The organism is Myxococcus sp. CA005, assembly GCF_006518205.1.
Lineage (GTDB): Bacteria > Myxococcota > Myxococcia > Myxococcales > Myxococcaceae > Myxococcus > Myxococcus xanthus.
The window spans coordinates 1-21969 of the sequence record NZ_SRLV01000021.1; the positions used below are offsets into that span (position 1 = coordinate 1).

Annotated in this window: 20 protein-coding genes; 3 read left to right on the forward strand and 17 right to left on the reverse strand. The window is 67.3% G+C overall.

The features are described from left to right. Positions 1-96 precede the first annotated feature (96 nt). The 15 genes from FMQ63_RS11705 to FMQ63_RS11775 form a co-directional block, all read right to left on the reverse strand. Positions 97-1998 carry an ATP-binding protein gene (locus tag FMQ63_RS11705; protein ID WP_011553579.1) on the reverse strand — a complete coding sequence of 634 codons (1902 nt, stop codon included), beginning with the start codon at positions 1996-1998 and terminating at the stop codon, positions 97-99. An 81-nt stretch (positions 1999-2079) separates the two neighbouring features. Next, positions 2080-2463 (reverse strand): 50S ribosomal protein L19, encoded by a 384-nt coding sequence (gene rplS, locus FMQ63_RS11710; RefSeq protein ID WP_011553578.1) that lies wholly within the window; start codon positions 2461-2463, stop codon positions 2080-2082. Positions 2464-2579: 116 nt separating this feature from the next. Further along, positions 2580-3323: a tRNA (guanosine(37)-N1)-methyltransferase TrmD gene (gene trmD, locus FMQ63_RS11715; protein WP_011553577.1), complete on the reverse strand. Its 744-nt coding sequence runs from the start codon at positions 3321-3323 to the stop codon at positions 2580-2582. After that, on the reverse strand, positions 3320-3886 hold the full coding sequence (gene rimM, locus FMQ63_RS11720) for a ribosome maturation factor RimM (RefSeq protein ID WP_011553576.1): 567 nt from the start codon (positions 3884-3886) through the stop codon (positions 3320-3322). The genes trmD and rimM overlap by 4 nt, the downstream gene beginning before the upstream one ends. Then, a complete protein-coding gene (locus tag FMQ63_RS11725) occupies positions 3883-4167 on the reverse strand; it encodes a KH domain-containing protein (protein ID WP_011553575.1) in 285 nt (94 codons plus the stop codon). The genes rimM and FMQ63_RS11725 overlap by 4 nt, the downstream gene beginning before the upstream one ends. An 11-nt stretch (positions 4168-4178) precedes the next feature. Continuing rightward, positions 4179-4439, reverse strand: coding sequence for a 30S ribosomal protein S16 (gene rpsP / locus FMQ63_RS11730; RefSeq protein WP_011553574.1), 261 nt, complete (start codon positions 4437-4439; stop codon positions 4179-4181). Between the two features lie 90 nt (positions 4440-4529). Then, on the reverse strand, positions 4530-5666 hold the full coding sequence (gene rlmN, locus FMQ63_RS11735; RefSeq protein WP_011553573.1) for a 23S rRNA (adenine(2503)-C(2))-methyltransferase RlmN: 1137 nt from the start codon (positions 5664-5666) through the stop codon (positions 4530-4532). 198 nt (positions 5667-5864) lie between these two features. Continuing rightward, a complete protein-coding gene (gene ndk / locus FMQ63_RS11740) occupies positions 5865-6302 on the reverse strand; it encodes a nucleoside-diphosphate kinase (protein ID WP_011553572.1) in 438 nt (145 codons plus the stop codon). Between the two features lie 33 nt (positions 6303-6335). Further along, positions 6336-7235: a succinate--CoA ligase subunit alpha gene (gene sucD / locus FMQ63_RS11745; RefSeq protein WP_011553571.1), complete on the reverse strand. Its 900-nt coding sequence runs from the start codon at positions 7233-7235 to the stop codon at positions 6336-6338. A 29-nt stretch (positions 7236-7264) separates the two neighbouring features. Further along, positions 7265-8425 (reverse strand): ADP-forming succinate--CoA ligase subunit beta, encoded by a 1161-nt coding sequence (gene sucC, locus FMQ63_RS11750; RefSeq protein ID WP_011553570.1) that lies wholly within the window; start codon positions 8423-8425, stop codon positions 7265-7267. Positions 8426-8711: 286 nt separating this feature from the next. Beyond that, positions 8712-9521, reverse strand: coding sequence for a succinate dehydrogenase iron-sulfur subunit (sdhB, locus tag FMQ63_RS11755; protein ID WP_011553569.1), 810 nt, complete (start codon positions 9519-9521; stop codon positions 8712-8714). 44 nt (positions 9522-9565) lie between these two features. After that, on the reverse strand, positions 9566-11443 hold the full coding sequence (sdhA, locus tag FMQ63_RS11760) for a succinate dehydrogenase flavoprotein subunit (RefSeq protein WP_026114003.1): 1878 nt from the start codon (positions 11441-11443) through the stop codon (positions 9566-9568). Between the two features lie 222 nt (positions 11444-11665). Further along, complete coding sequence (gene mdh, locus FMQ63_RS11765) at positions 11666-12610, reverse strand: malate dehydrogenase (RefSeq protein WP_011553567.1); 945 nt, start codon at positions 12608-12610, stop codon at positions 11666-11668. A 32-nt stretch (positions 12611-12642) separates the two neighbouring features. After that, complete coding sequence (gene icd / locus FMQ63_RS11770) at positions 12643-13941, reverse strand: NADP-dependent isocitrate dehydrogenase (RefSeq protein WP_011553566.1); 1299 nt, start codon at positions 13939-13941, stop codon at positions 12643-12645. Positions 13942-14219: 278 nt separating this feature from the next. Next, positions 14220-14771, reverse strand: coding sequence for an ATP-binding protein (locus FMQ63_RS11775; protein ID WP_020478305.1), 552 nt, complete (start codon positions 14769-14771; stop codon positions 14220-14222). Positions 14772-15179: 408 nt separating this feature from the next. Here FMQ63_RS11775 and FMQ63_RS11780 point away from each other — a divergent pair, with 408 nt between their 5' ends. Beyond that, the gene (locus tag FMQ63_RS11780) at positions 15180-17330 is read left to right on the forward strand and encodes a hypothetical protein (protein WP_225909258.1); all 2151 of its coding nucleotides are present in this window, start codon (positions 15180-15182) and stop codon (positions 17328-17330) included. 5 nt (positions 17331-17335) lie between these two features. Further along, complete coding sequence (locus FMQ63_RS11785; RefSeq protein WP_225888927.1) at positions 17336-18082, forward strand: hypothetical protein; 747 nt, start codon at positions 17336-17338, stop codon at positions 18080-18082. Between the two features lie 76 nt (positions 18083-18158). Here the strand turns inward: FMQ63_RS11785 and FMQ63_RS11790 are convergent, their stop codons facing one another. Beyond that, positions 18159-19784 carry a bifunctional 3-(3-hydroxy-phenyl)propionate/3-hydroxycinnamic acid hydroxylase gene (locus tag FMQ63_RS11790; RefSeq protein WP_011553563.1) on the reverse strand — a complete coding sequence of 542 codons (1626 nt, stop codon included), beginning with the start codon at positions 19782-19784 and terminating at the stop codon, positions 18159-18161. A gap of 492 nt (positions 19785-20276) precedes the next feature. Here FMQ63_RS11790 and FMQ63_RS11795 point away from each other — a divergent pair, with 492 nt between their 5' ends. After that, positions 20277-20489, forward strand: coding sequence for a hypothetical protein (locus tag FMQ63_RS11795; protein ID WP_020478306.1), 213 nt, complete (start codon positions 20277-20279; stop codon positions 20487-20489). Positions 20490-20517: 28 nt separating this feature from the next. On the opposite strand, the gene menE is transcribed toward FMQ63_RS11795, so the two are convergent. Further along, positions 20518-21966, reverse strand: a complete 1449-nt coding sequence (menE, locus tag FMQ63_RS11800; protein WP_011553562.1) for an o-succinylbenzoate--CoA ligase — start codon at positions 21964-21966, stop codon at positions 20518-20520. Between the last annotated feature and the right edge of the window lie 3 nt (positions 21967-21969).

Here is a 21969-nt window from a genome sequence, read left to right on the forward strand (position 1 = left end):
CCGCATTCCCATACTCCCGCCGCTCAGCCGGCGCCGCCCGTCGCATCCACCCCTCCCCTGACGGCCCTCCCCCTGGAGGTAACCCGCCACGTCGCCTCAGACGTTAACGGGCCCGTCCGACATCTGTGCGAAGCCCGGGTGCGAGGTGACGTGCAGCACCTGCGTCAGCGTACCCAGGTGCTTCAGCATCCGAGCGATGAGGGGGAGCTTCACCTCCTCCATCCCAGTGAAGACGTCCTCCAGCAGGAAGGGACGCTTCACTCGGGCGCTCGCCTTCTCCACCACCGTCATCCGCAGGGCCAGGTAGTACAGGTCCAAATCTTTCGCAGGGAGCTCGCCCACCGGCACCCGCCGGCCCGAGGCCAGGGCGAAGGCCTTGCCCTCGCGGTCCCACTCGATGCTCTGGTACCGCCGGTCCGTGAGCGCGGTGAGGTACTGGACGCACCGCTCCTTCAGCATCGCCTGCACGGACAGGATGTCCGTGGTGAACACGTCCGCCGCCTGGGACAGGAGCATGGGCGACGGATCCTCCAGCGTCTCCACGGGCACGGAGCCATCCGGGCCCGGCGCGGCCGGCGGCGGAGGCGCCTTGGCCAGGGCAATGGACTCCTTCAGCCGGCCCATCTCACGCTCCACCTCGCGCACGTCGCGCACGTAGGTGCCCTTCTGCGTCAGCTCGTCGTTGAGCGCTTCCGCCTCCGCCTTCAGCGACTGAACCTGAGCGGCCGCCGCGAGGTAGTCCGGATCCGACTCCATGGTGTGCAACTGGTCCTGCAGCTCCGCGACGCGCGCGGCCAGCAGCTCCCTGCGCTCCAGGGCCGGCGCGATGCCGTCCAGCTCTTCCACGTCGAGCGCCTTCTGCGCCATGCGCAGCGGCGCGGCTTCCGCTTCGTACTCCTCGAGGATCTTCTTCTCCCGGATGTCGAAGCGGTTCTCCTTGCTGCCATGACGCGTGGCCTTCTGCAGGTCATCCACGTAGCGCAGCGCCAGGAAGGCGGCGACGCCGAAGGCCGGGATGTCCAGCAGCGCCAGGTAGCGGAAGGTCCGGTCCACTCCAAAGCCCAGGCCCACGGCCAGCGCCAGGAACAGCACTCCCGCGCCCAGGCCGGCCCAGAACCCCATGTTCTGCGTCAGGGACGGTACCGAGGCGGGTCGTGCCTCCGCTTCGTTCTCCCGGTCCGCGTTGAGGCGCGCCAGGGCCTCGTCACGCCTGGCAATCACCTTGGGGTGGCGCTTCAGGCGGTTCACGATGTCCTGAGGCAGCCCCAGGGACTCGGGCGTAGGCGCCGCGCGCCAGGCGGCCTCGGCCTCGGAGATGGCCACTTTGAGCCCCTCGGTGCCCTTCAGCCGCTGCTCGGCGTCGAAGATCTGGGACGCCACGCCGTCCGCCTTGAACTGAAGGCTGTCCACCTCCGTGGAGGCAGCCAGTTCCTGCTCCAGCGCGCGCAGCTTCGCCTCGGCAGCGGGGATGTCCTCCGCGGGCAACACGGTGGACGCGGACGCCAGGGACGGGTACCGGCCGGACGTCCTGGGGTCCACCTTCGCCGCGGCGGCAGCGGCCTTCCTCGGGCGCCGCGAGGGAAGCTGCCCGAGTTGGAGGCAGTACACCTGCTCGAACGTGGTCTTCGGTGGAAGTCCCGCCTGTCCGCGAAGGAACTGGCTGATCTCCGACGCATCCGAAGAGACGAGCTCCGGCTGCTGCGTCGTGGGATTCATCCGGTGCAATGTCCCGGAGCCGCCGAGGTCGCGCAGCACGCGGTATGTCACCCCATCCACTCCGGCGAACGTCAGGGCCGCCTTGCCCGACTTCGCACCGGTGGCGATGAAGCTGGCGTCAGTGCCACGCCCATCCGCGAAGAGCAGCGCGAGGGAGAGGCCCGCCAGGGGGCTCGACTCCGCCGAGGGCGGTTTGAGGACGAGATATCCCGCCTTCAGGGCAAAGCGCCCCGCGGGGGAGAAACCGCGGACGTTCTGGACGGCGACTTCGGCGAATTGCATGGCTCGCGCATGTTAGCGCGAATGAAAAAAGGAGCGTCCGGGATCGGACGCTCCTTTTCACTGCCCAGGCGCTGGAAGCGCTCAGGAGGCCGAGGCGGCCTTCTTGGACGGCTTCGGCTCTTCGATGACGTCGACGCGCGCCGCCTTGCCCTTGAGGGCGCGGAGGTAGAACAGGCGCTTGCGGTTCACGTCACCGCGCGACAGGACCTCGATCTTCTCGTAGCGGGGGCTGTGCAGCGGGAACACGCGCTCCACGCCGACGCCGAAGGAGAGCTTCCGCACCGTGAAGGTAGCGCGGTGGTTGCCCTTGGTCTTCCGAATGACGATGCCCTCGAACGCCTGCACGCGCTCCTTCTCGCCCTCCTTGACCTTCCAGTGGACGCGCACGGAATCACCGGTATTGAACACGGTGACATCCTGGCGCAGGAACTTGGCCTCGATGTGCTGAATGGCGGCGTTGCGCATGACAAACTCCGGAAAACTTGAACTGACGCGATGGTCGCGTGAAGAGCGGGCCGTACTAACAGAGAGAGCGGTGTCGGACAAGCCCTGATGATCCAACCCGCTAGCAACGTTCAGGGTTACAGCTCTTCCTCCCGACGGGCCAGAAGTTTCTGGTCAGCCTTTGACAGCACCACGCGGGCATACAGGTCCGGGCGGCGCTCATGGGTGAGCACCAACGACTTCCAGCGCCGCCAGCGGGCAATCCGGGCATGGTCGCCGGACTGCAGGGCGGCCGGCACCTCGACGCCCCGGAAGACAGGCGGGCGGGTGTACTGGGGATGCTCCAGCAGGCCTTCCTCGAAGCTCTCCGTGACGGACGAGTCCACGTTGCCCAGCACCCCGGGCACCAGCCGCGCCACCGCATCCACCACCGTCATGGCCGCCAGCTCGCCGCCAGTGAGAACGAAGTCCCCCAGAGACAGCTCCCCGTCGAGGTGCGCCATCACCCGCTCGTCCACGCCCTCGTAGCGGCCGCAGACCAGGATGAGGCCCGCCTCGTGACGGACCAGCTCACGCGCAGTGGCCTGGGTGAAGGTGGGCCCTCGGGGGCTCATGAGCAGCACCCGCGCGCCCGGATGCCGCGCTTTGGCCGCCTCAATCGCGGCGACCAGGGGCTCCGGCTTCATCACCATGCCGGCGCCACCGCCGTAGGGTGCGTCGTCGGTAACGCGGTGCTTGCCCTCGGCGTACTCGCGGATATCGGTGATGGTGGTGGCCAGCAGGCCCTTCTCCTGAGCCTTCCCGAGGATGCTGGCCCCCAGGTAACCGGTCACCATGCCGGGGAACAACGTGAGGATCTCCACCGGATACGGTGGGCTCATTCCGCGTCCTCCGGGCCTCCTCCTGACTCGGCGCCCTTGCGTCCCGCCTCCACGTACTCGGGCGGATGGATGACGATGCGCCGCGCCTCGAGGTCCACGGTGGGGACGAACTCGTCGGCGAAGGGAACCACCAGCTCCTCGCGCCCGGAAGCGCGAATGACCAGGTTGGGCACCTCGCCGGTGGTCCAGATCTCCTCCACCCGGCCCAACGCGTTCCCGTTGGCGTCCACGGCATCGAGCCCCACCAAGTCACCCTGGAAGAACTCGCCCTCCGCGGGCGGCTCCAGATCCTCGCGGAAGACGAACACCTTGGCGCCCACGAGCGCCTCCGCGTCGTTCCGCGACTCCACGCCCTCGAGGACCACGATGTCCTCCTTGGGCGTGGGCCGGAGCGCCTCCAGCCGCATTTCCCGCTCCACACCGGCGCGCGTCCGCACCCAGATGCGATCGACGGTGTCGAGCGTCTCCGACGCCGGATCCAGCGCGCGAATGGCGACCTCGCCACGCAGCCCGTGAGCGCGCGCGACGTATCCCAGCTCCAGATAGGGACTGGTGGCCGTCACTGAGCGGAGTCCGGCGCGACCGGAGCGCCTGCTGCATTGCGCCGGTCGTCGAGAATCTCCAGGCGGACCTTCTGCCCGGACTTCTGTGCGGCGGCATTGAGCAGCGTCCGGAGGGCATTCACGGTGCGCCCGTCACGGCCGATGACCTTGCCGACGTCCTCGGCGGAGACCTTCAGCTCGAAGAGCCGGGCCCCTTCCGCCTCGGAAATGCGCAGGCTGACCTGGTCAGGATGATCGACCAGGGCCCGCGCCAGATAGTTGAGAAGCTGCTCCACGTCCACTCGGGCGTGGCTCAGACCGCGGGAGCGGGCTTGGCCTTGCCGGCGACCTTGATCAGGTCCGCAACGGTCTCAGACGGCGTCGCGCCAGTCTTCAGCCAGTAGTTGAGGCGCTCCTCGTTGAACTCCACCTTCGGCGGCTCCTGGTTCGGGTCGTACGCGCCCACGGCCTCGATGAACTTGCCGTCCCGGGGGTTACGGGAGTCGGTGGCGACCACGTGGTAGTACGGCTTCTTCTTGACGCCCGCGCGGGCAAGACGGAGGACAACGGCCATTGAATGCTCTCCAACGAACAGGAAACGTCTTAGGAAAGGGGTGGCGCTCTTAACGCTGCACCCGTTGGATTGTCAAGGAAGTTCGGGAACTTATGTCGTACTATCGGTCCCGGCTTGTGTCTCGCCGCGATTGGCGAGTTGCCCGCAGGCGCCGGCGATGTCCCGGCCCCGGTTCCTGCGGATGTAGGCGGCGACGTGGCCGTCCGCGAGGATGGCGCGGAATTCCTCCGCCCGCTCCTCGCCGGTGGTGTGGAACCCCAGGCCGGGATTCTCGTTGTAGGGGATCAGATTCACCTTCACCGGGATGCCCTTGAGCAGTTCGATGAGCCGGTGCGCGTCCTCGTCCGCGTCGTTGAAGCCCTTGATGAGGACGTACTCGAAGGTGATGCGGCGCCCCTGACGCAGCGGGAACTTCCGGCAGGCGTCCAGCAAGGCCGCGATGTTCCACTTGCGGTTGACGGGCATCGTCTTGCTGCGCTGCTCGTCTGTGCTGGCGTTGAGGGAGATGGCCAGCTTGACGTCCGTCTCCTTGCCGAAACGCTCAATCATCGGCACCAGCCCCACGGTGGAGACGGTGATGTGCCGGTGGCTGAAGTTCGGCCCGTCCTCGGACTGGAGGATGGAGAGCGCCGTCTTCAGGTTCTCGAAGTTGTGGAGAGGCTCCCCCATCCCCATGAACACCAGGTTGGAGAGCGGGCGGAGCGTCTCGTGCCCCTCGTTCTTGCGAACCTCGCGGTTCACCGCGTGGACCTGGGCCACAATCTCGCTGGGGGTCAGGTTGCGCTTGAGCCCCATGGTGCCCGTCATGCAGAAGCCGCAGGCCATGGCGCAGCCCACCTGCGTGGACACGCACAACGTCCTGCGGTCCTCGGTGGGCATGTAGACGGATTCGATGTAGCGCCCGTCCCGCGTCTTCCACCGGTACTTGATGGTGCCGTCGGTGCTGCGCAGCTCGCAGTCCTTCACCAGGGGGACGATCTCCGCGCGCGCCCTGAGCTTCTCACGCAGGACCTTGGAGAGGTCCGTCATCTCGTCGAACGAGGTGGCGCCTCGCTGGTGCAGCCAGCGGTAGATCTGCGGGGCACGGAAGGCGCGCTCACCCAGTTCCTCGGTGACGAAGCGCGACAGCGCCTCCAACGACAGGCTGGCCACGTCCACCAGCTTGGCGGGCGCGGGAGCCGGCAATGGCTCGGTGACTGGCAGGGAGGTGGCGGAGGTCTCTGACATCGTCGTTGCGCTTAACGGTGGGCCCAGGGGCGTCCCTTCCCACACCTGGGCACGGCAAGTCAAAGGAGCCCATGCTCCCCTGCCCGCCTCGTGGACACTACCCGGTAGTGTCTCCTGGAAGAACAGCGGCCCGGGCCCGCGCCTTCTGAGAGCACGGACACCGGGCCTGGAACGGCGGCCCCATAGGCGGCCGGCCGGCTACTTCTGGTACGGGTAGGAGTGGATCTCCGTCTCCCGGAAGAAGTACGCGATCTCGATCTTCGCGTTCTCCAGGCTGTCGGAGCCGTGCACCGTGTTCTTGTCGATGCTGGTGGCGAAGTCCTTGCGGATGGTGCCCTCGGCCGCCTGCGCGGGGTTGGTGGCGCCCATGATGTCCCGGTTGGCCAGGACCGCGTTCTCACCTTCCAGCACCATCAGGACCACCGGGCCGGAGATCATGAACTGCACCAGGTCCTTGAAGAAGGGCCGGGCCTTGTGGACCGCGTAGAAGCCCTCGGCCTGCGCCTGGGACAGGTGCTGCAGGCGGATGGCGACCGGCTTCAGCCCCTTCTCCTCGAAGCGGCTGATGATCTTCCCGATGACGCCCTTCTCCAGGCCGTCCGGCTTGATGATGGACAGCGTACGCTCGATAGCCATGTGACTGGCTCCTTCTCGTGTTTCCGTTGGGGTTTAGCGCTTCTTCGGAGCGCCCCGCTTGAGGGCCTCCTGAAGGGTGGTGCCCAGCTCGGCGGGGCTGGCGGCCATCAGGATGCCCGCGGCCTCCATGGCCTTGATCTTCTCGGTCGCCGTGCCCTTGCCGCCGGAGATGATGGCGCCGGCGTGGCCCATGCGCTTGCCCGGGGGCGCGGACTGGCCCGCGATGAACCCGGCGATGGGCTTGGTGAACTCGCGCGCCACGTACTCGGCGCCGCGCTCCTCGGCGTCACCGCCGATTTCGCCAATCATGATGACGGCGTCGGTGTCCGGGTCCGCGTTGAAGAGCTTCAGCACGTCCACGAAGTCCGTGCCGTTGACCGGGTCACCGCCGATGCCCACGGCGGTGGACTGGCCCAGGCCCAGCTGGGTGAGCTGGTGCACGGCCTCGTAGGTCAGCGTGCCGGAGCGGGACACCACGCCGATGCGGCCCGGCTTGTGGATGTGGCCCGGCATGATGCCGATCTTGCACAGCGCGCCCGGGGTGATGACGCCCGGACAGTTGGGGCCGACCAGCCGGATGCCCGGCTTGCCCTGCAGGTAGCGCTTGGCGCGCACCATGTCGTTGACCGGGATGCCCTCGGTGATGACGATGATGAGGGCCACGCCCGCGTCCGCAGCCTCCATGATGGAGTCAGCGGCGAAGGGGGGCGGCACGAAGACCACGGACGTGTTCGCGCCCGTCTCCTTCACCGCCTCGGCCACCGTGTTGAACACGGGGACCTTGCCTTCGAACGTGGTGCCGCCCTTGCCCGGAGTCACGCCGGCAACGAGCTTCGTGCCGTACTCGAGCATCTGCTTCGCGTGGAACGAGCCCGCCGAGCCGGTGATGCCCTGGCAGAGGACCTTCGTGTTTTCGTTGACGAGGATGGCCATGGCGTTCTTTCAGGAAAGAGTGCGCGGGATTACTTCACCGCAGCGACGGCCTTCTCCGCCGCCTGACGCAGGTTGTCCGCCGGGGTGATGGCGAGGCCGGAGTTGCTCAGCAGCTCCTTGCCCTTCTCAACGTTGGTGCCTTCCAGCCGCACCACGAGCGGAACCTTGAGCTGGACCTCCTTCGCCGCGGCGATGATGCCCTCGGCGATGACGTCGCACTTCATGATGCCGCCAAAGATGTTGACCAGCACCGCCTTCACGGCCGGGTCCGCCAGGATGAGCTTGAAGGCCGCGGTGACCTTCTCCTTGTTGGCGCCGCCGCCCACGTCCAGGAAGTTGGCCGGACTGCCGCCCACCAGCTTGATGGTGTCCATGGTGGCCATCGCCAGGCCGGCGCCGTTCACCATGCAGCCGATGTTGCCATCCAGCGCGATGTAGGCCAGATCCCACTCCTTGGCCTGGATCTCACGGGGCTCCTCTTCGGCCAGGTCGCGGTACTCCAGCAGGTCCTTGTGCCGGTAGAGCGCGTTCTCGTCGAAGGTCACCTTCGCGTCGAGCGCCACCACGCCGCCATCCTTCAGGATGACCAGCGGGTTGATCTCCACGAGCGAGGCGTCCGTGTCCATGAACATCCGGTACAGCGCCGAGCAGAATTGGGTGAACTTGTTCACCGTGGGGCCCGTCAGGCCCAGCCCGAAGGCCAGCTTGCGGCCCTGGAAGTCCTGGAAGCCCACGGCCGGGTCCACCGACTCGCGGAGGATCTTCTCCGGGTGCTTCTCCGCCACCTCTTCAATCTCCACGCCGCCCTCGCGGGAGGCCATGAAGGTGATGCGGCTGGTGGCGCGGTCCAGCGTCACGCCCAGGTACAGCTCCTGGCCAATGGCGAGACCTTCTTCGATGTAGACCTTGTGGACCGTCTGGCCTTCCGGCCCGGTCTGGATGGTCTTGAGCTTCATGCCAAGCATCTGCTTGGCCAGCTCCTTGGCTTCCGCGGGGCTCTTGGCCAGCTTCACGCCGCCGCCCTTGCCACGGCCACCTGCGTGGATCTGGGCCTTCACGACGACCACAGAAGTGCCGAGCTCCTTCGCGGCGGCCTCCGCGTCGTTGGCGGAAACGGCGAGGATGCCCTTCGGCGTGGGCACGCCGTACTTCCGGAAGATTTCCTTGCCCTGGTACTCGTGGATCTTCATCGAGGCTCCGGTGGAGACGAGGGAGACAGCCTGAACAGAGGCGTCAGCGCCGGGCCCTCATTGCGCAGAAAAGGACGGAGTGCAAGACCGTTTGACCCCGGTACACCTGCATCGTCCGACAGGGTGCACGGCAGATAATCAGGGATGTCCGCGAAGATGAGCCTGCCTTCACCGCAGGGTTTTCCACGGACACCCAAACAGCGGCGGCCCCGCCCGGCGTCTCGAATGGACGCCGGCCCGGGGCCGCTTGAAGCCAGAGAACGCCGGGAAGTCGCTGGCGAGCGCCCTACCCCGGACCGCTGCCGTGGCCCTTGGGGGCCTCGTCCTGGAAGAAGATGTCCTTGATGGTGAGCTTGGTCACCTCGCGGTTCATCACCGCGATGGACGTGACGAGCGGAATCTCCTTCGGGCAGACCTTCACGCAGTTCTGCGCCTTGCCGCAGTCCTGGATGCCGCCGGGCCCCATGAGCGAGCGCACGCGCTCCTCGGAGTTCATCTTGCCCGTGGGGTTCATGTTGAACAGGCGGGCCTGGCTGATGGCCGCCGCGCCCACGAAGTCGTTCTCCTGCGTCACCTGGGGGCACGCCTCCAGGCAGCTGCCGCAGGTGATGCACGTGGACAGCACGTACATCACCGACTGGTCCACGGGCGCCTGGCGCGGCCCCGGCCCCAGGTTGTGCGTGCCGTCGATGGGCACCCAGCCCTTGATGCGCTTGAGCGCGTCGAACATGCGGTCGCGGTTCACCGTGAGGTCACGCACCACGGGGAACTTGCTCATGGGCTCCAGCGTGATCGGCTGCTCCAGCTTGTCGATCAGCGCCGAGCAGGCCATGCGCACGCGGCCGTTGATGTTCATGGCGCAGCTGCCACAGACCTCTTCCAGACATGCGGCGTCCCAGATCACCGGGGCCACGCGCTTGCCCTCCACGGTGACGGGGTTGCGCTGGATCTCCATCAGGCACGAGATGACGTTGGCGCCCTTCGCATAGGGAACCTTGAACTCATCGAAGTGGCCTGGCTTCGCGGGATCATCCTGCCGCCAGATGCGGAAGGTGATGGTCTTGGTGGTGACAGCGGATGCTTGTGCAGTGTCCATGTGGCTCGACCCTTCACTTCCAAATCGGTTGAGTGGTTCCCGTCTCAGGCGTACCAGCGCGGCTCGGGGTCCAGCACGGGCGTAGGGATGTCCTCGTAGTGGATCTTCGGGCCGGCCTCGCTGTACGTCGCGACGGTCGTCTTCGCCCACTTCTCGTGGCGCGCACGCCACAGGCTCATCCACTCCGGGTCCTGCGTCGGGTCCTTCGTCTTCGGTTCGGGCAGCGAGAAGTCCGGCTTGTAGTGGGCGCCGCGGCTCTCGTCGCGGAGCAGCGCGCTGGTCGCGATGACCTCGCCCAGCTCGAACATGTTCCACAGCTGGTTGGTGTACGACAGCGCGCGGTTGGCCACATTGCCCGTGTCCAGCACGTTGACGTTCTTCCAGCGCTCCTTGAGCTCGCGGATCTTCTCGATCGTCTTCTTCAGACGGTCGTTGTAGCGCACGACGGTGCAGTTCTCCGTCATGGTGTCGCCCAGCTCCTTGGCGAGCCCGTACGGGTTCTCCGTGCCACTCATCTTGAGCATGGTGGCGAAGCGGTCCTGCCAGTACTGCCGGGCGGCCTGGAAGTGCTTCTCCGGCATCGCCGCGGCGCTGGTGCCCTGGCTCTTGGCGAAGGAGACCATGGCCGGGCCGCCGATCATGCCGGAGTAGATGCACGACAGCAGCGAGTTGGCGCCCAGGCGGTTCGCGCCGTGGAAGGCGTAGTCCGCCTCGCCCGCGGCGTAGAGGCCGGGGATGGTGGTGGACTGGTTCTTCGGGCTGCCCTCGGCCGGCGTCTGCGTCTTCGGGTCGGCCTCGAAGTTCACGTACAGGCCGCCCATGGAGTAGTGCATGCCCGGGAAGATGACCATGGGCACCTTGCGCGGGTCGTCACCGACGAACTTCTCGTAGATCTCCATGACGCCCTTGATCTTGGCGTCCAGCACCGGCGCGGGGATGTGCGTGACGTCCAGGTACACGCCGTCCCGGCCGTTGATGCCCATGCCCAGCTCGCGGCAGACCATGAAGATCTCGCGGGTGGCCACGTCGCGCGGCACCAGGTTCTTGTACTTGGGGTACTTCTCTTCCAGGAAGTACCAGCGCTCCGCCTCCGGGATCTGCTGAGGCGCCCGCGTGTCGCCCTTCTTGCGGGGCACCCAGACGCGGCCGCCCTCGCCACGCACCGACTCGCTCATCAGGCGGAGCTTGTCCTCGCCCGGAATCGACGTCGGGTGCACCTGGATGAACTCACCGTTGGCGTAGTGCGCGCCCTCCATGTAGGCGCGGCCCGCGGCGGTGCCGGTGTTGATGATGGAGTTGGTGGAGCGTCCGAAGACGATGCCCGGACCACCCGTGGCCAGGCAGACGGCCTCGGCCGGGAAGGTGCGGATCTCCATGGTGCGCAGGTCGACGGCCACGCTGCCGATGCAGCGCCCGCTGTCGTCCTTCACCGTGCCGAGCCACTCCCAGTACTCGTACTTGGTGACCTTGCCCTCGGCCTCATAGCGGCGGACCTGCTCGTCCAGCGCGTAGAGCAGCTGCTGGCCGGTGGTGGCGCCGGCGAAGGCCGTGCGGTGGTGCAGCGTGCCGCCGAAGCGGCGGAAGTCCAACAGACCTTCCGGCGTGCGGTTGAACGTCACGCCCATGCGGTCCAACAGGTAGATGATGCCGGGCGCGGCATGACACATGCCCTTCACCGAAACCTGCTCCGCGAGGAAGTCGCCGCCGCGCAGCGTGTCCTTCACGTGGATATCCGGGTGGTCGCCTTCGCCCTTGGTGTTCACCGCGCCGTTGATGCCGCCCTGGGCACAAACGGAGTGGGAACGCTTCACCGGGACGAGCGAGAGCACATCCACCTGGTGGCCCGCCTCCGCGAGCTTGATCGTCGTCATCAGCCCGGCGAGGCCGCCGCCCACCACCGTGAACCGCGCTGCTGGTGCCATCATCGTCTCCTTGACTGCCGGACGTCGGACACTGCTCGGTTGAGCCGGCCCGCCAGGTGGCGCGCCAGGGCCCGGACGTCCCGTGCGAGTTCTACAGGCTAGTTAACTTGGTGAAAACGCGCTGCAACGATGGCGTCCGGGGCAATTAGCCCGCGTCATCCACAGCATCAGGCACAGGGCCCGCCAGGTTTCCCCAGCGGGCCGCACGTGACTGTCCAGCGACTACAGCTTGACGGAGTCGACCGTCTTCTTCACCGACTGGAAGGACTTCTCCAGCTCGGCCTTCTCACCATCGTTCAGCTCGACGGTGTGGATCTTCTCCACGCCGCCCGCGCCGATCTGCACGGGGACGCCGAAGAAGTAGCCGTTGATGCCGTACTGGCCCTCCAGGAGGGCGGCGGCCGGCAGCACGCGCTTGCGGTCCTGCAGGAAGCTCTCCGCCATGGCGATGGCGGACGCCGCGGGGCCGAAGTAGGCGCTGCCCGTCTTGTACAGACCGACCAGCTCCGCGCCGCCCTCACGGGTGCGCTTGATGATGGCGTCCAGCTTGTCCTTGGCGATCAGCTCCGTCAGGGGCACGCCGCCCACCGTGCTGTGGCGGACGAGCGGGACCATGTCGTCGCCGTGGCCGCCCAGCACCAGGGCCTCCACGTCGCGGATGGAGCAGCCCAGCGCCTCGGCGACGAAGCACTTGAAGCGGCTGGTGTCCAGCACGCCCGCCATGCCCGCGACCATGTGCTTGGGCAGACCGGCGATCTTGTGGAGCGCGAACACCATCGCGTCCAGCGGGTTGGCCACGTTGATGACGAAGGCGTTGGGGGCGTGCTGCTTGATGTTGCCCGCCACGTCCGTCATGATCTTCAGGTTGATCTCGAGCAGGTCCTCGCGGGACATGCCCGGCTTGCGGGGCATGCCGGCCGTGATGATGATCACGTCCGAGCCAGCCACGTCCTTCCAGTCCGTGGTGCCCTTCACGCGGCAGTCGTAACCGTCGACCGCGGCCAGCTGGTTGATGTCCAGCGCCTTGCCCTTGACCAGACCCTCGGCCGCCGGGATGTCGTACAGCACCACGTCACCGAGCGACTTCTGCACGGCGAGCAGCGCCAGGTTGCCGCCGATCTGACCGCCGCCGATGAGGCCGATCTTCTTCTTGCCATTCTGAGCCATGGATTCGCCTCTTCCAGATCCCCGACCGGGGACTACATGTTCTTGATGATGGCCTGCCCGAACTCGGAGCACTTGACCTCGGAGACGCCGCTCTGCCCTTCCTGCTTCATCAGGCGGGCGAAGTCGTAGGTCACCGTCTTGCTGGCGATGGCGCGGTCCATGCCCTGGATCATCAGGTCGGCCGCCTCGTACCAGCCCAGGTGCCGGAACATCATCTCACCGGAGAGGATGACCGAGCCCGGGTTCACCTTGTCCTGGTCGGCGTACTTGGGCGCCGTGCCGTGCGTGGCCTCGAACACCGCGTGGCCCGTGACGTAGTTGATGTTGCCGCCCGGCGCGATGCCGATGCCGCCCACCTGCGCCGCCAGCGCGTCCGACAGGTAGTCACCGTTGAGGTTCAGCGTGGCGATGACGTCGAACTCATCCGGACGGGTGAGGACCTGCTGCAGGGTGATGTCCGCGATGGAGTCCTTGATCAGGATCTTCCCGGCGGCCAGCGCGGCCTTCTGCTCCGCGTTGGCGGCGTCCTCGCCCTTGGCGGCCTTGGTGGCCTCCCACTGGTCCCAGGTGTAGACCTTGTCACCGAACTCCCGGGCGGCCAGCTCGTAGCCCCACTTGCGGAAGGCGCCCTCGGTGAACTTCATGATGTTGCCCTTGTGGACCAGCGTGACGCTCTTGCGCTTGTGGTCCACGGCGTACTGGATGGCGGCGCGGATCAGCCGGTCGCTGCCCTCGTGGGACACCGGCTTGATGCCCAGGCCCACGTCGGACGGGAAGCGGATCTTCCCGAACTCCTTCGGGAACTCCTGCTTCAGCAGGCCCAGGAACTTCTCCGCGGCGGCCGTGCCGGCCTCGAACTCGATGCCCGCGTAGATGTCTTCCGTGTTCTCACGGAAGATGGTCATGTCGACCTTGTCCGGCATCTTCACCGGGCTGGGCACGCCCTTGAAGTAGCGCACGGGGCGCAGGCAGACGTACAGGTCCAGCATCTGCCGCAGGGCCACGTTCAGCGACCGGATGCCGCCGCCCACCGGCGTCGTCAGGGGGCCCTTGATGCCCACCAGATAGGTGCGGAACGCCTCGACCGTCTCCTCGGGCAGCCAGTTGTTGACCGCCTTGAAGGACTTCTCGCCGGCCAGGACTTCGTACCAGGCGATCTTCTTCTTGCCCTTGTAGGCCTTCTCCACCGCGGCGTCGAACACCGCCTGGGACGCACGCCAGATGTCGCGGCCGGTGCCATCGCCCTCGATGAAGGGGATGATCGGGTTGTCCGGGACGGACAGCTTGCCGCTCTGCAGGGAGATCTTTTCTCCGGATGACGGGGGCGCCATGGATGTGCTCCTGAGAAGGTGTGACCGTGTAAGAATCGGCGCGGGATAGTCGAGAACCCGCCCCGCGACGTCAAGGAGTTTGGCCACGGGCTCACGCGGAACGACTTATCGGAGCCAATGGCCGGGCGCGGAAGAACGGCCGGCCGCCGCGCGAGCGCGAAACGACACGGCCGGCATCCCCGGCGACTCAACGAAAAAGGAGGGCCAGGCACTGGCGGCCCGCCCTCCTCTTCCTCTTCAAGTCGTGGCTCAGCGGCGGGCATGGCGGCCCGCCCGGACTACCAGCTGGACATCCCCGGTGCGGGCAACTCCACCGTCACGGTGATGCCGGCGGCCGCGCTGCTGGCCACCTCCAAGGTGCCACCCATGGACTCCGTCAGCTCCCGGGCCCGGGCCAGCTTGCGGTGCAGCGGCCCCACCAACATCGGAGACAGGAAGACCGCCTGGAGCTCCCGCGAGGACAGCGACGCCCCCGCGACCTGGACCTGGAAGCGGGGCGGCAGGTCCCCGAAGTCGTCAGCGGAATCCACCATCACACGAACGCCCTGCCCGTTCGATGCATCCGCCGCGTGCGCCAGCAACAGCAGCAGCACCTGCTGCAGCCGCCGGTGACTAACATTAGCGGGGACCGGATCCTCTGGAAGCTCCAGGGAAACCCGCACTCCTCGCAAGCGGCGCGTGACTGAGAGGAGCTCCACCGCGCCGCCAACGACCTCCGCGACATCCACTCGGAGTACGTCTGGCGAGTCCACCGGCACCAGGCCCACGGCGCGGCCGTGAACAGGCGCCTGGAGTTGCTCCAAAGCCTGCGTTCCTCCCACAGCGCTCATGACAGCACTCATCCCTCACACCTCCCGCTCGCTGGACTGAGGGAACTCTAACGAGCGGGTCTGACGAACGCCATTTCACTAAGAGAAAGTACGCACAGCCTGCCAGACTTATGACATTACAGCCGCGCAGCATCTTGGCCGTATGAGTGTGCCGTCGCGGCGAATCGCTTCGTAAGACTTGGAAGTGGGCTGCTGTCACCTACGACCCACGGACGTCCATTCCGCCAGCCAGAAAACAGCCTGACTGCACAAATCCGATTTGACTGTTCCTCGGAAATCCGTATGATACGGACCTATAGCGATTCGCCGCCTAACGCAGCACCGCTGGAGCAGGGAGGAACAACCGTGCTTGCAATTTCGACGACTGCATCAGGGGTTCCTCAGCACCGGAGAAGGGGGCGCCTGATTATGGAAGGGGGAAACCCGCTCTCCGACCGTCGGTCGGTCGAGTTCCGCAGCCGTGACGCGCTGTTCAACGTGATTCCGCTGCCGCCCGCCGAGGCCGCGCTGGATGATTCGGGCTACTCCCTGCACGGGACGGGCGCGGATGCCATCACCTGCTCCGTGGGCACGTTGGATGGCGCCATTGGCGTGGTGACGCGGCTGAGCCCCACCGTGGTGTGGGTGATGCCCAAGGGTGAGGTGGACACCTCCGACGCGCGCGCCCTGCCCGTCTATCTGTCCGGCTGCGGCGTGACGCTGGGTCCCATCCGGGGCGCCTTCATCCGCACGGACGCAGAGACGGCCGGGACCCCGGTGGGGCTGCAGTTGGCGAACGTCTCCCTTGAGCAGGGCCGTCAAATCCTGACGCTGCTGGCGGACGCGCTGAAGCGTGGCGTCGCGGAGCCGGCCGCGTCTGCCCTTCCGGTACAGGACACCATCGACGAGGCCGAGCGCATCCGCGCCATCCTCCTGGCCATCAGCACCGCGGGCAACAAGGGTGTGCTGCGCCGCATGGGCCGCACCGTCCGCCTGGTGTTGGAGCGCTACAACGCGGAGACGGAGCAACTGGAGTGGCACGCCGAGGACCCGGTGACCGACTGGGGCGAGGCGCCCTACGACATCGACGTCATCGGCCACAACAGCGCGTACCGCATGCGCCTGGAGGCGGGAACGCCGGGCGGCCAGCGCTTCACGTCGCCGCTGCCCGACGTCCTCTTCCGCATCCGTCACCGCTGGCACCGCCGCTCGCCCGCGCCCGAGGGCGTGCGCGTCACCTTCCACCACCCGCTGTGGCGCGAGCAGGGGGAGATGGAGCGCGCGGTGTTGGACCTGTCCTTCTCCGGCATGTGCATCCGCTGCCGCCCGGAGGACCTGCTGTTCCCGGGCCTGCTGCCGCCCCTGCTCGAGCTCCACACGCCGGACGGCCAGTCCATCAGCCTGCGCGGTGAAATCCGCTACGTCACCAGCGCGCGCGCTGACGGCACCGTGCTGTGTGGCCTGAGCGTGTCGCCCTACTCTTCCGACGAGGCGCGCTGGGTGCGCTTCGTCTCCCAGACGACCAATCCCAACACTTGCACCAGTGATGTGCAGGAAGAGGGGCTCTGGGATGTCTTCACGCTGTCTGGCTTCTTCAGCCTGGCGAACAAGTCCTCTCAGGAATTCGACGCGCTGAAGCAAGCCTTCAGCCACATGGCCAAGCGCGCCGCGGAAGTTCCGCAGCTCTTCTGCCAGGCCGTCTGGCCGTCCGAGCGCGGCCCCGAGGCGACGCTGTCCATCATGAAGTCGTACCGGCACACCTGGATGGGACACCAGGTGGCGAAGCGCCCGGGCAAGCCCGCCCTCAAGGGACTGGAGCCGGGCCGCATCATGCACGACCTGTACGTGCGTTGCTTCGAGCACCCGCAGAGCGACGCCGACTTCCGCTGGGCCGTGGCCTACGTGGAAGGCCTCAACCCCTGGATCGCGCGCGCGCACGTCCGCTACGGCGAGCGGCACATGGCGGCGAACCCGGAGCTGGCCTTCACGCGCAAGGTCCACATGATGGACGTCTACACGCACGAGCAGACGGGCCGGCTGCACGAGGGCATCACCATCAGCCCCGCCACCTCCGCCGAGCTGACGCTGCTGACGGACCACATCGCCCATTCGCGTCCGTCCTGCTACGTGGAGGCGCTCGACTTCACGCGCGACCGCATCGACATGCGCGCGGTGCAGGGGCAGTGGAACACCTTTGGCCTGGAGCGCGAGCGCGAAATCCTCATCGCGCGCCGCAATGGCGTGGCCGTGGGCGCCGCCGTCCTGGAGCTGGGCCAGCAGGGCACCAATCTCTACAGCCTGCTCGACATGGCACGGCTGTTCCCCCTGAGCGACGCGGGGCCGTCCACCTACGTCGCCCTGGTGGATGCGGCACGCCGTTGGTACGCCGCCCGCCACCGCCGTTCGTTCCACTATCTCTGTGAGGACGACGGTGGGCAGTACGTACAGGACGCCGGGATTCACGCAGGTCCGGACCCGTACATGTGGATCATCTCCGCGAAGCTGATCCCCGACTATCTCGAACACATCAGTGAAGTCTCCATCGGGCGCCGAAGCGCTCCCAACACTCGCCAGGGGTAATGAACATGAGCAAGCAACTCGTGGAGGAGCTGTACACGCCGAACCTGACTGCCACCCGTGAGCGCATCAAGACGGACCCCCGGCTGAAGGTGCTGCTGGATGACAAGGCGGACCCCGCGCTCTTCGAGGCATTCCTCATCACCTGGAACTCGCTGGGCGTCTACATGACGGAGCCGGTGGACGGGTGGATTCGCCGCGCCGGTGAGGCCACCGTAAAGGCGGGCCTGGACGACGTGGGCCAGAAGCTCATCGCCCACGCCAAGCACGAGGCCGGCCACCACCTGATGATGGTCGAGGACACCAAGCACCTGGTGGCCCGGTGGAACGAGCGCCGCAGCCCCAAGCTGAACGCCGAGGAGCTCATCGCCCAGCCGCCCACGGAGGCGATGAAGGAGTACCGGGAGATTCACGAGAACACCATCACCGGTGAGATGCCCGCCGCGCAGGTGGCCATCGAGTACGAAATCGAGGGCCTGTCGACGGTGCTCGGCCCCGTGATTCTCGAGCAGGCCAAGCGCGTCTGTGGCGAGGAAATCCTCCAGGGCATGTCCTTCCTCAAGGAGCACACGGAGATTGACGTGGGTCACACCGCGCTCAACGAGGTGATGCTCAACAAGCTCCTGTCGCAGGTGCCGGACAAGGCGCCCATCATCGCCAAGACGGGTGCCAGCGCGCTCGACATCTACCTGCGCTTCATGGGCGACTGCGTGGAGCGCGCCGGGAAGCTGGTCCAGTCCGCCGCCGCGGCCTGAGCCTCCCCGCAGCCCCACTTCGCGGTCGTAGGGCGCCCCGGCCCGGGCGCCTGTTGTTTTTCCGTTCCCCCGCGTTTCAGCCCGCCCGCCGGACCTCCGCGCCACTCGGACGCGAGTGAGGGCGGACGCGGCCCTTGAGCGAGCCCAGGAGGTGGCCCCGCTTGCCACCCCCTGCGATGCCGAACACGTAGCGGTCCGGCCGGAGCACCACGAGGTCGGCCGCGTACTGCACGAACCAGGCGCCCAGCCGGCCGTCCAGGTCCACCAGCGTGTCCGGCCCGCCACTTCCCGCGCGGTCCGCCGCGGCCACCTGCCACCAGCGTGCTCCGAGTTCGTCCGCCAGGGCCCGTGCCTCGCGCTGGGCCTCCTGGGAAGCACCTGGACGCGTCAGCACCACGAAGCCCTCGCCCAGGCAGTCATCCAGCAGCGCCGTCTCCCCGTCGGGCCGCTCCACGCGCGGCTGCGGGAAGTAGGAGCCTTCCGGCACGTCCCCCTTCTCGCGTTGGGCGCCGAGCATGAAGCCCCGGCGCAGCGGCATCTGCGGCTTCACCTTGTAGTCGCGGATGAAGTCGCCCGTCACCGGCAGCCGGTACATCACCTGGATGAGCGCGTTGCGGACGCGAGCCATCACCCGCCCGCCCGACATCATCACCCGGCCCATGGCGTCCGAGCCGCGAATCACCTCCGACACGTGGCCACGCCGCTCTTCCTCGTAGGTGTCGAGCAGCGACGCATCCGCCGCGCCCGCGAGCACCAGCCCGAGCTTCCAGGTCAGGTTCGCCGCGTCCCGGAGGCCCGCGCAGAGCCCCTGCCCCAGGAAGGGCGGCATCAGGTGCGCCGCGTCGCCCAGGAGGAACACGCGGCCCACCCGCCACTGCTCGGACATGCGGCTGTGGTACGAGAAGATCTTGACGGAGTCGAGCTCCACCGAATCCGGGTCCAGGTAGTAGCCGATCAGCCGCCGCACGTTCTCGAGCGAGCGCGCCGCCTTCAGGTCCGCATCTGGCTCCAGGATGATGTCGAAGCGAATCTCGTTCGGCGCGGTGCGCGCGATGAACCCCCGGCGCACGGGGCCGCACAGGTAGCTGGTGAATTCGGGCTCGGGTGAGCGCGTCTTCACGGTGATGGCCAGCGAGTGCTCCAGCGCCGTCGTCCCCACGAGCTTCAGACCCAGCCGCCGGCGGATGGAGCTGTGCGAGCCGTCGCACGCGAGCAGGAAGCGCGCGCGCACGTTGACGGCACGCTCCCCCGCGACCTCCTTCACGCGGGCGGTGACGCCGTCTTCGTCCTGGACGAAGGACTCCACCTCGTGGCCCAGCCACAGGTCCACGTGCGGGAAGCGCTTCAGTCCCTGACGAAGCACCGCCTCCATGCGCGGCTGCTGGAAGAAGGCCGCGGGCACGTAGCCGAACGGCCGGTCCAACCGGGTGAAGTCCACCTCCGCCAGCGAGCGCAGCGAGTCATTCAGGTACTGCAGCCGCTTGCACGGATAGAAGCCCGCGCCCAGGTCGCCCACCAGCCCCGCGGACTGGAAGATGCGCTGGCCCTCGTCATCCACGCTGATGGCGCGGGACTGGCCATGAGGCGTGACTTCACGCTCCACCACCAGCGTCCGAATCCCCTGCTGTCCCAGGAGATTCGCCGCCATCGCTCCCACCGGACCACTGCCCACGATGATGACATCAACGGACTCCGGAGCCATCTCTCCCTCCCGTTGCGAGTACGTGTGCTGAGCTGCCTTTGAGTCATTTCGATATCAAAATCAGCCACGACCTGGAATGTCCTGTTTTCACTCGGAAGCCGGCGTCATTCCTCACCCTCCCCCCGCGTTGTCTCTTCAACTCTTCAACGTCGGCTGTGGAATTCCTTGCATGTTTGAGTTTTGACCTTGGGAGTGAAAGGTTGCAGCCGTATCAGCAATCACGACGGGGGCACGGCGAGGACGACGCAAGAATGTCCACGTGTCCCAGGTCCGCGCAGGAAATGCAGGCCCCTCCTCGGAGGGCAGGCGGCCGCGCGGGAACACGACATCCCGGAGTGGCTTTTGAAAGATGGCGACCACGTCCGCGGGTTGAGACGGCGACCCTTGTCGGGAAATCGCCACTGACCGCCAGCTTCAACGCGTGGCGTCGTGATTTTCGCGACTTGAAGAGGTCGGATGTGCCCGAACACTGCGGCGCGAAGGAGCACGCACATGGAATGGCTTGAGTTCTCCCGTTGGTCCCCGGAGGTCGAAAAGCAGCTGGCGATGCAGGCGGCCCGACTGGGCACCTTCGAGCACCGGGGCCCGCAGGCCTCCCGTCGGTCCGGGGCTGCCACCACCGTGTCGGCCACCTGCCGGCTGAGCACCGTCCTGCGGCAGTTCCCGCGGACCAATCCCTGGGGCCACCCGATCTCGGAGTGCTGAGACAGGGCGCCCGCCCCACCCCCGTGGGTCAGCGGAGGGCGTGCCGTCTCAGGACGGTGCGCTCGACCTTCCCCATGGCGTTGCGAGGCAGCGCGTCCACCCACACGAAACGCGCGGGCGTCTTGAAGCCCGCCAGGGACTGACGGCACCACGCCGCCAGTTCCTCATCCCCGGGGTGCGGTTGCCCCTGGCGCGGCGCGACGAAGGCCACGGGCCGTTCGCCCCAGCGGTCGTCCGGGAAGCCCACCACGGAGGCTTCCTGCACCGCGGGGTGGTTGACGAGCACCGCTTCCACCTCCGCCGGGTAGATGTTCTCCCCACCTCGGACGATGAGGTCCGTGCGGCGTGACAGCACGGTGAGCCGCCCCCCACCATCCAGCACACCGACGTCCTTCGTGCGCAGCCAGCCGTCGCGAACCGCCTCCTGGGTGGCCTCCGGACGCTGCCAGTACCCGGCCATCACCGTGGGCGCGCGCACCTCGATGTCGCCCTCCGCCCCAGCACCGAGGACTTCGCCCCCTGCGCCGACGATGCGCACCTCGACACCCAGCAACGGGACACCAGCGGTGCGGCCGTCCGCAGTGTCCGGGCGCTCAGTCGTGACTTGTGAGCAGGCCTCCGTCAGGCCGTACGTCTGAAGGGCTCGCAGGCCCGCGGCCCTCGCTCGTGCGAGGAGGGGCACGGGCACCGGACCTCCGCCTATCAGCGCCCATGCAAAGGAGTCCGGCATGCGCCGGTCACCTCGGGCCTCCAGCACTCGCTCCAGCGTCGTAGCCACGAGGCTCGCGTGGGACACGCCCTCCCCGTCGATGGCCCGGTTGGCCGCATCGGCGTCGAAGCGTTCGTGCAGGACGAGGCAGCCTCCCTCGTAGGCAGTGCGAGTGAGCATGGCGATGCCCCCCACGTGGAAAAGCGGCAATGTGCCCAGCCAACGCGGGGCTGGATGCGCCCCCAGGTTGCCCGCCGACGCTCGTGAAGACGCCCGGAAGTTGCCTTCGGTGAGGACCGCGCCCTTGGGCCGGCCCGTGGTCCCGCTGGTGAAGAGCACAACCCGGGGCGACGATGCCTCCAGGGGCTGGCACGTGGAAGCCCCCGTGGAGACGGCCTCCGCGAAGGACTCGAGTGGCCGGGCTCCAGGGAGCCGCTCCGCCAGGGCCCCCAGCGCCAGCCTCAAACGGGGCTGGATGTCCTCCACCATGGGCGCCAGCTCCACGGACGTGAGGCGGGCATTGAGCGGCGCCAACACCGCGCCCAGCCGGCCCAGCGCCCAGAAGAGGCACACGGAGGCGACGTGGTTCGTCGCGAGCGACGCCACCCTGTCCGAAGCGCCGACGCCCTCCGCCTCGAGTGCGGCAACCCATCGGGAGACTTCCGCATCCAGCGCTTCATAGGACCAGGAGCGGCCCGCGAACGTCAGGGCCTCTGCCTGGGGGTGATGACGAGCGCCTACTCGAATGGGACACAGCAGGACCGACATTCC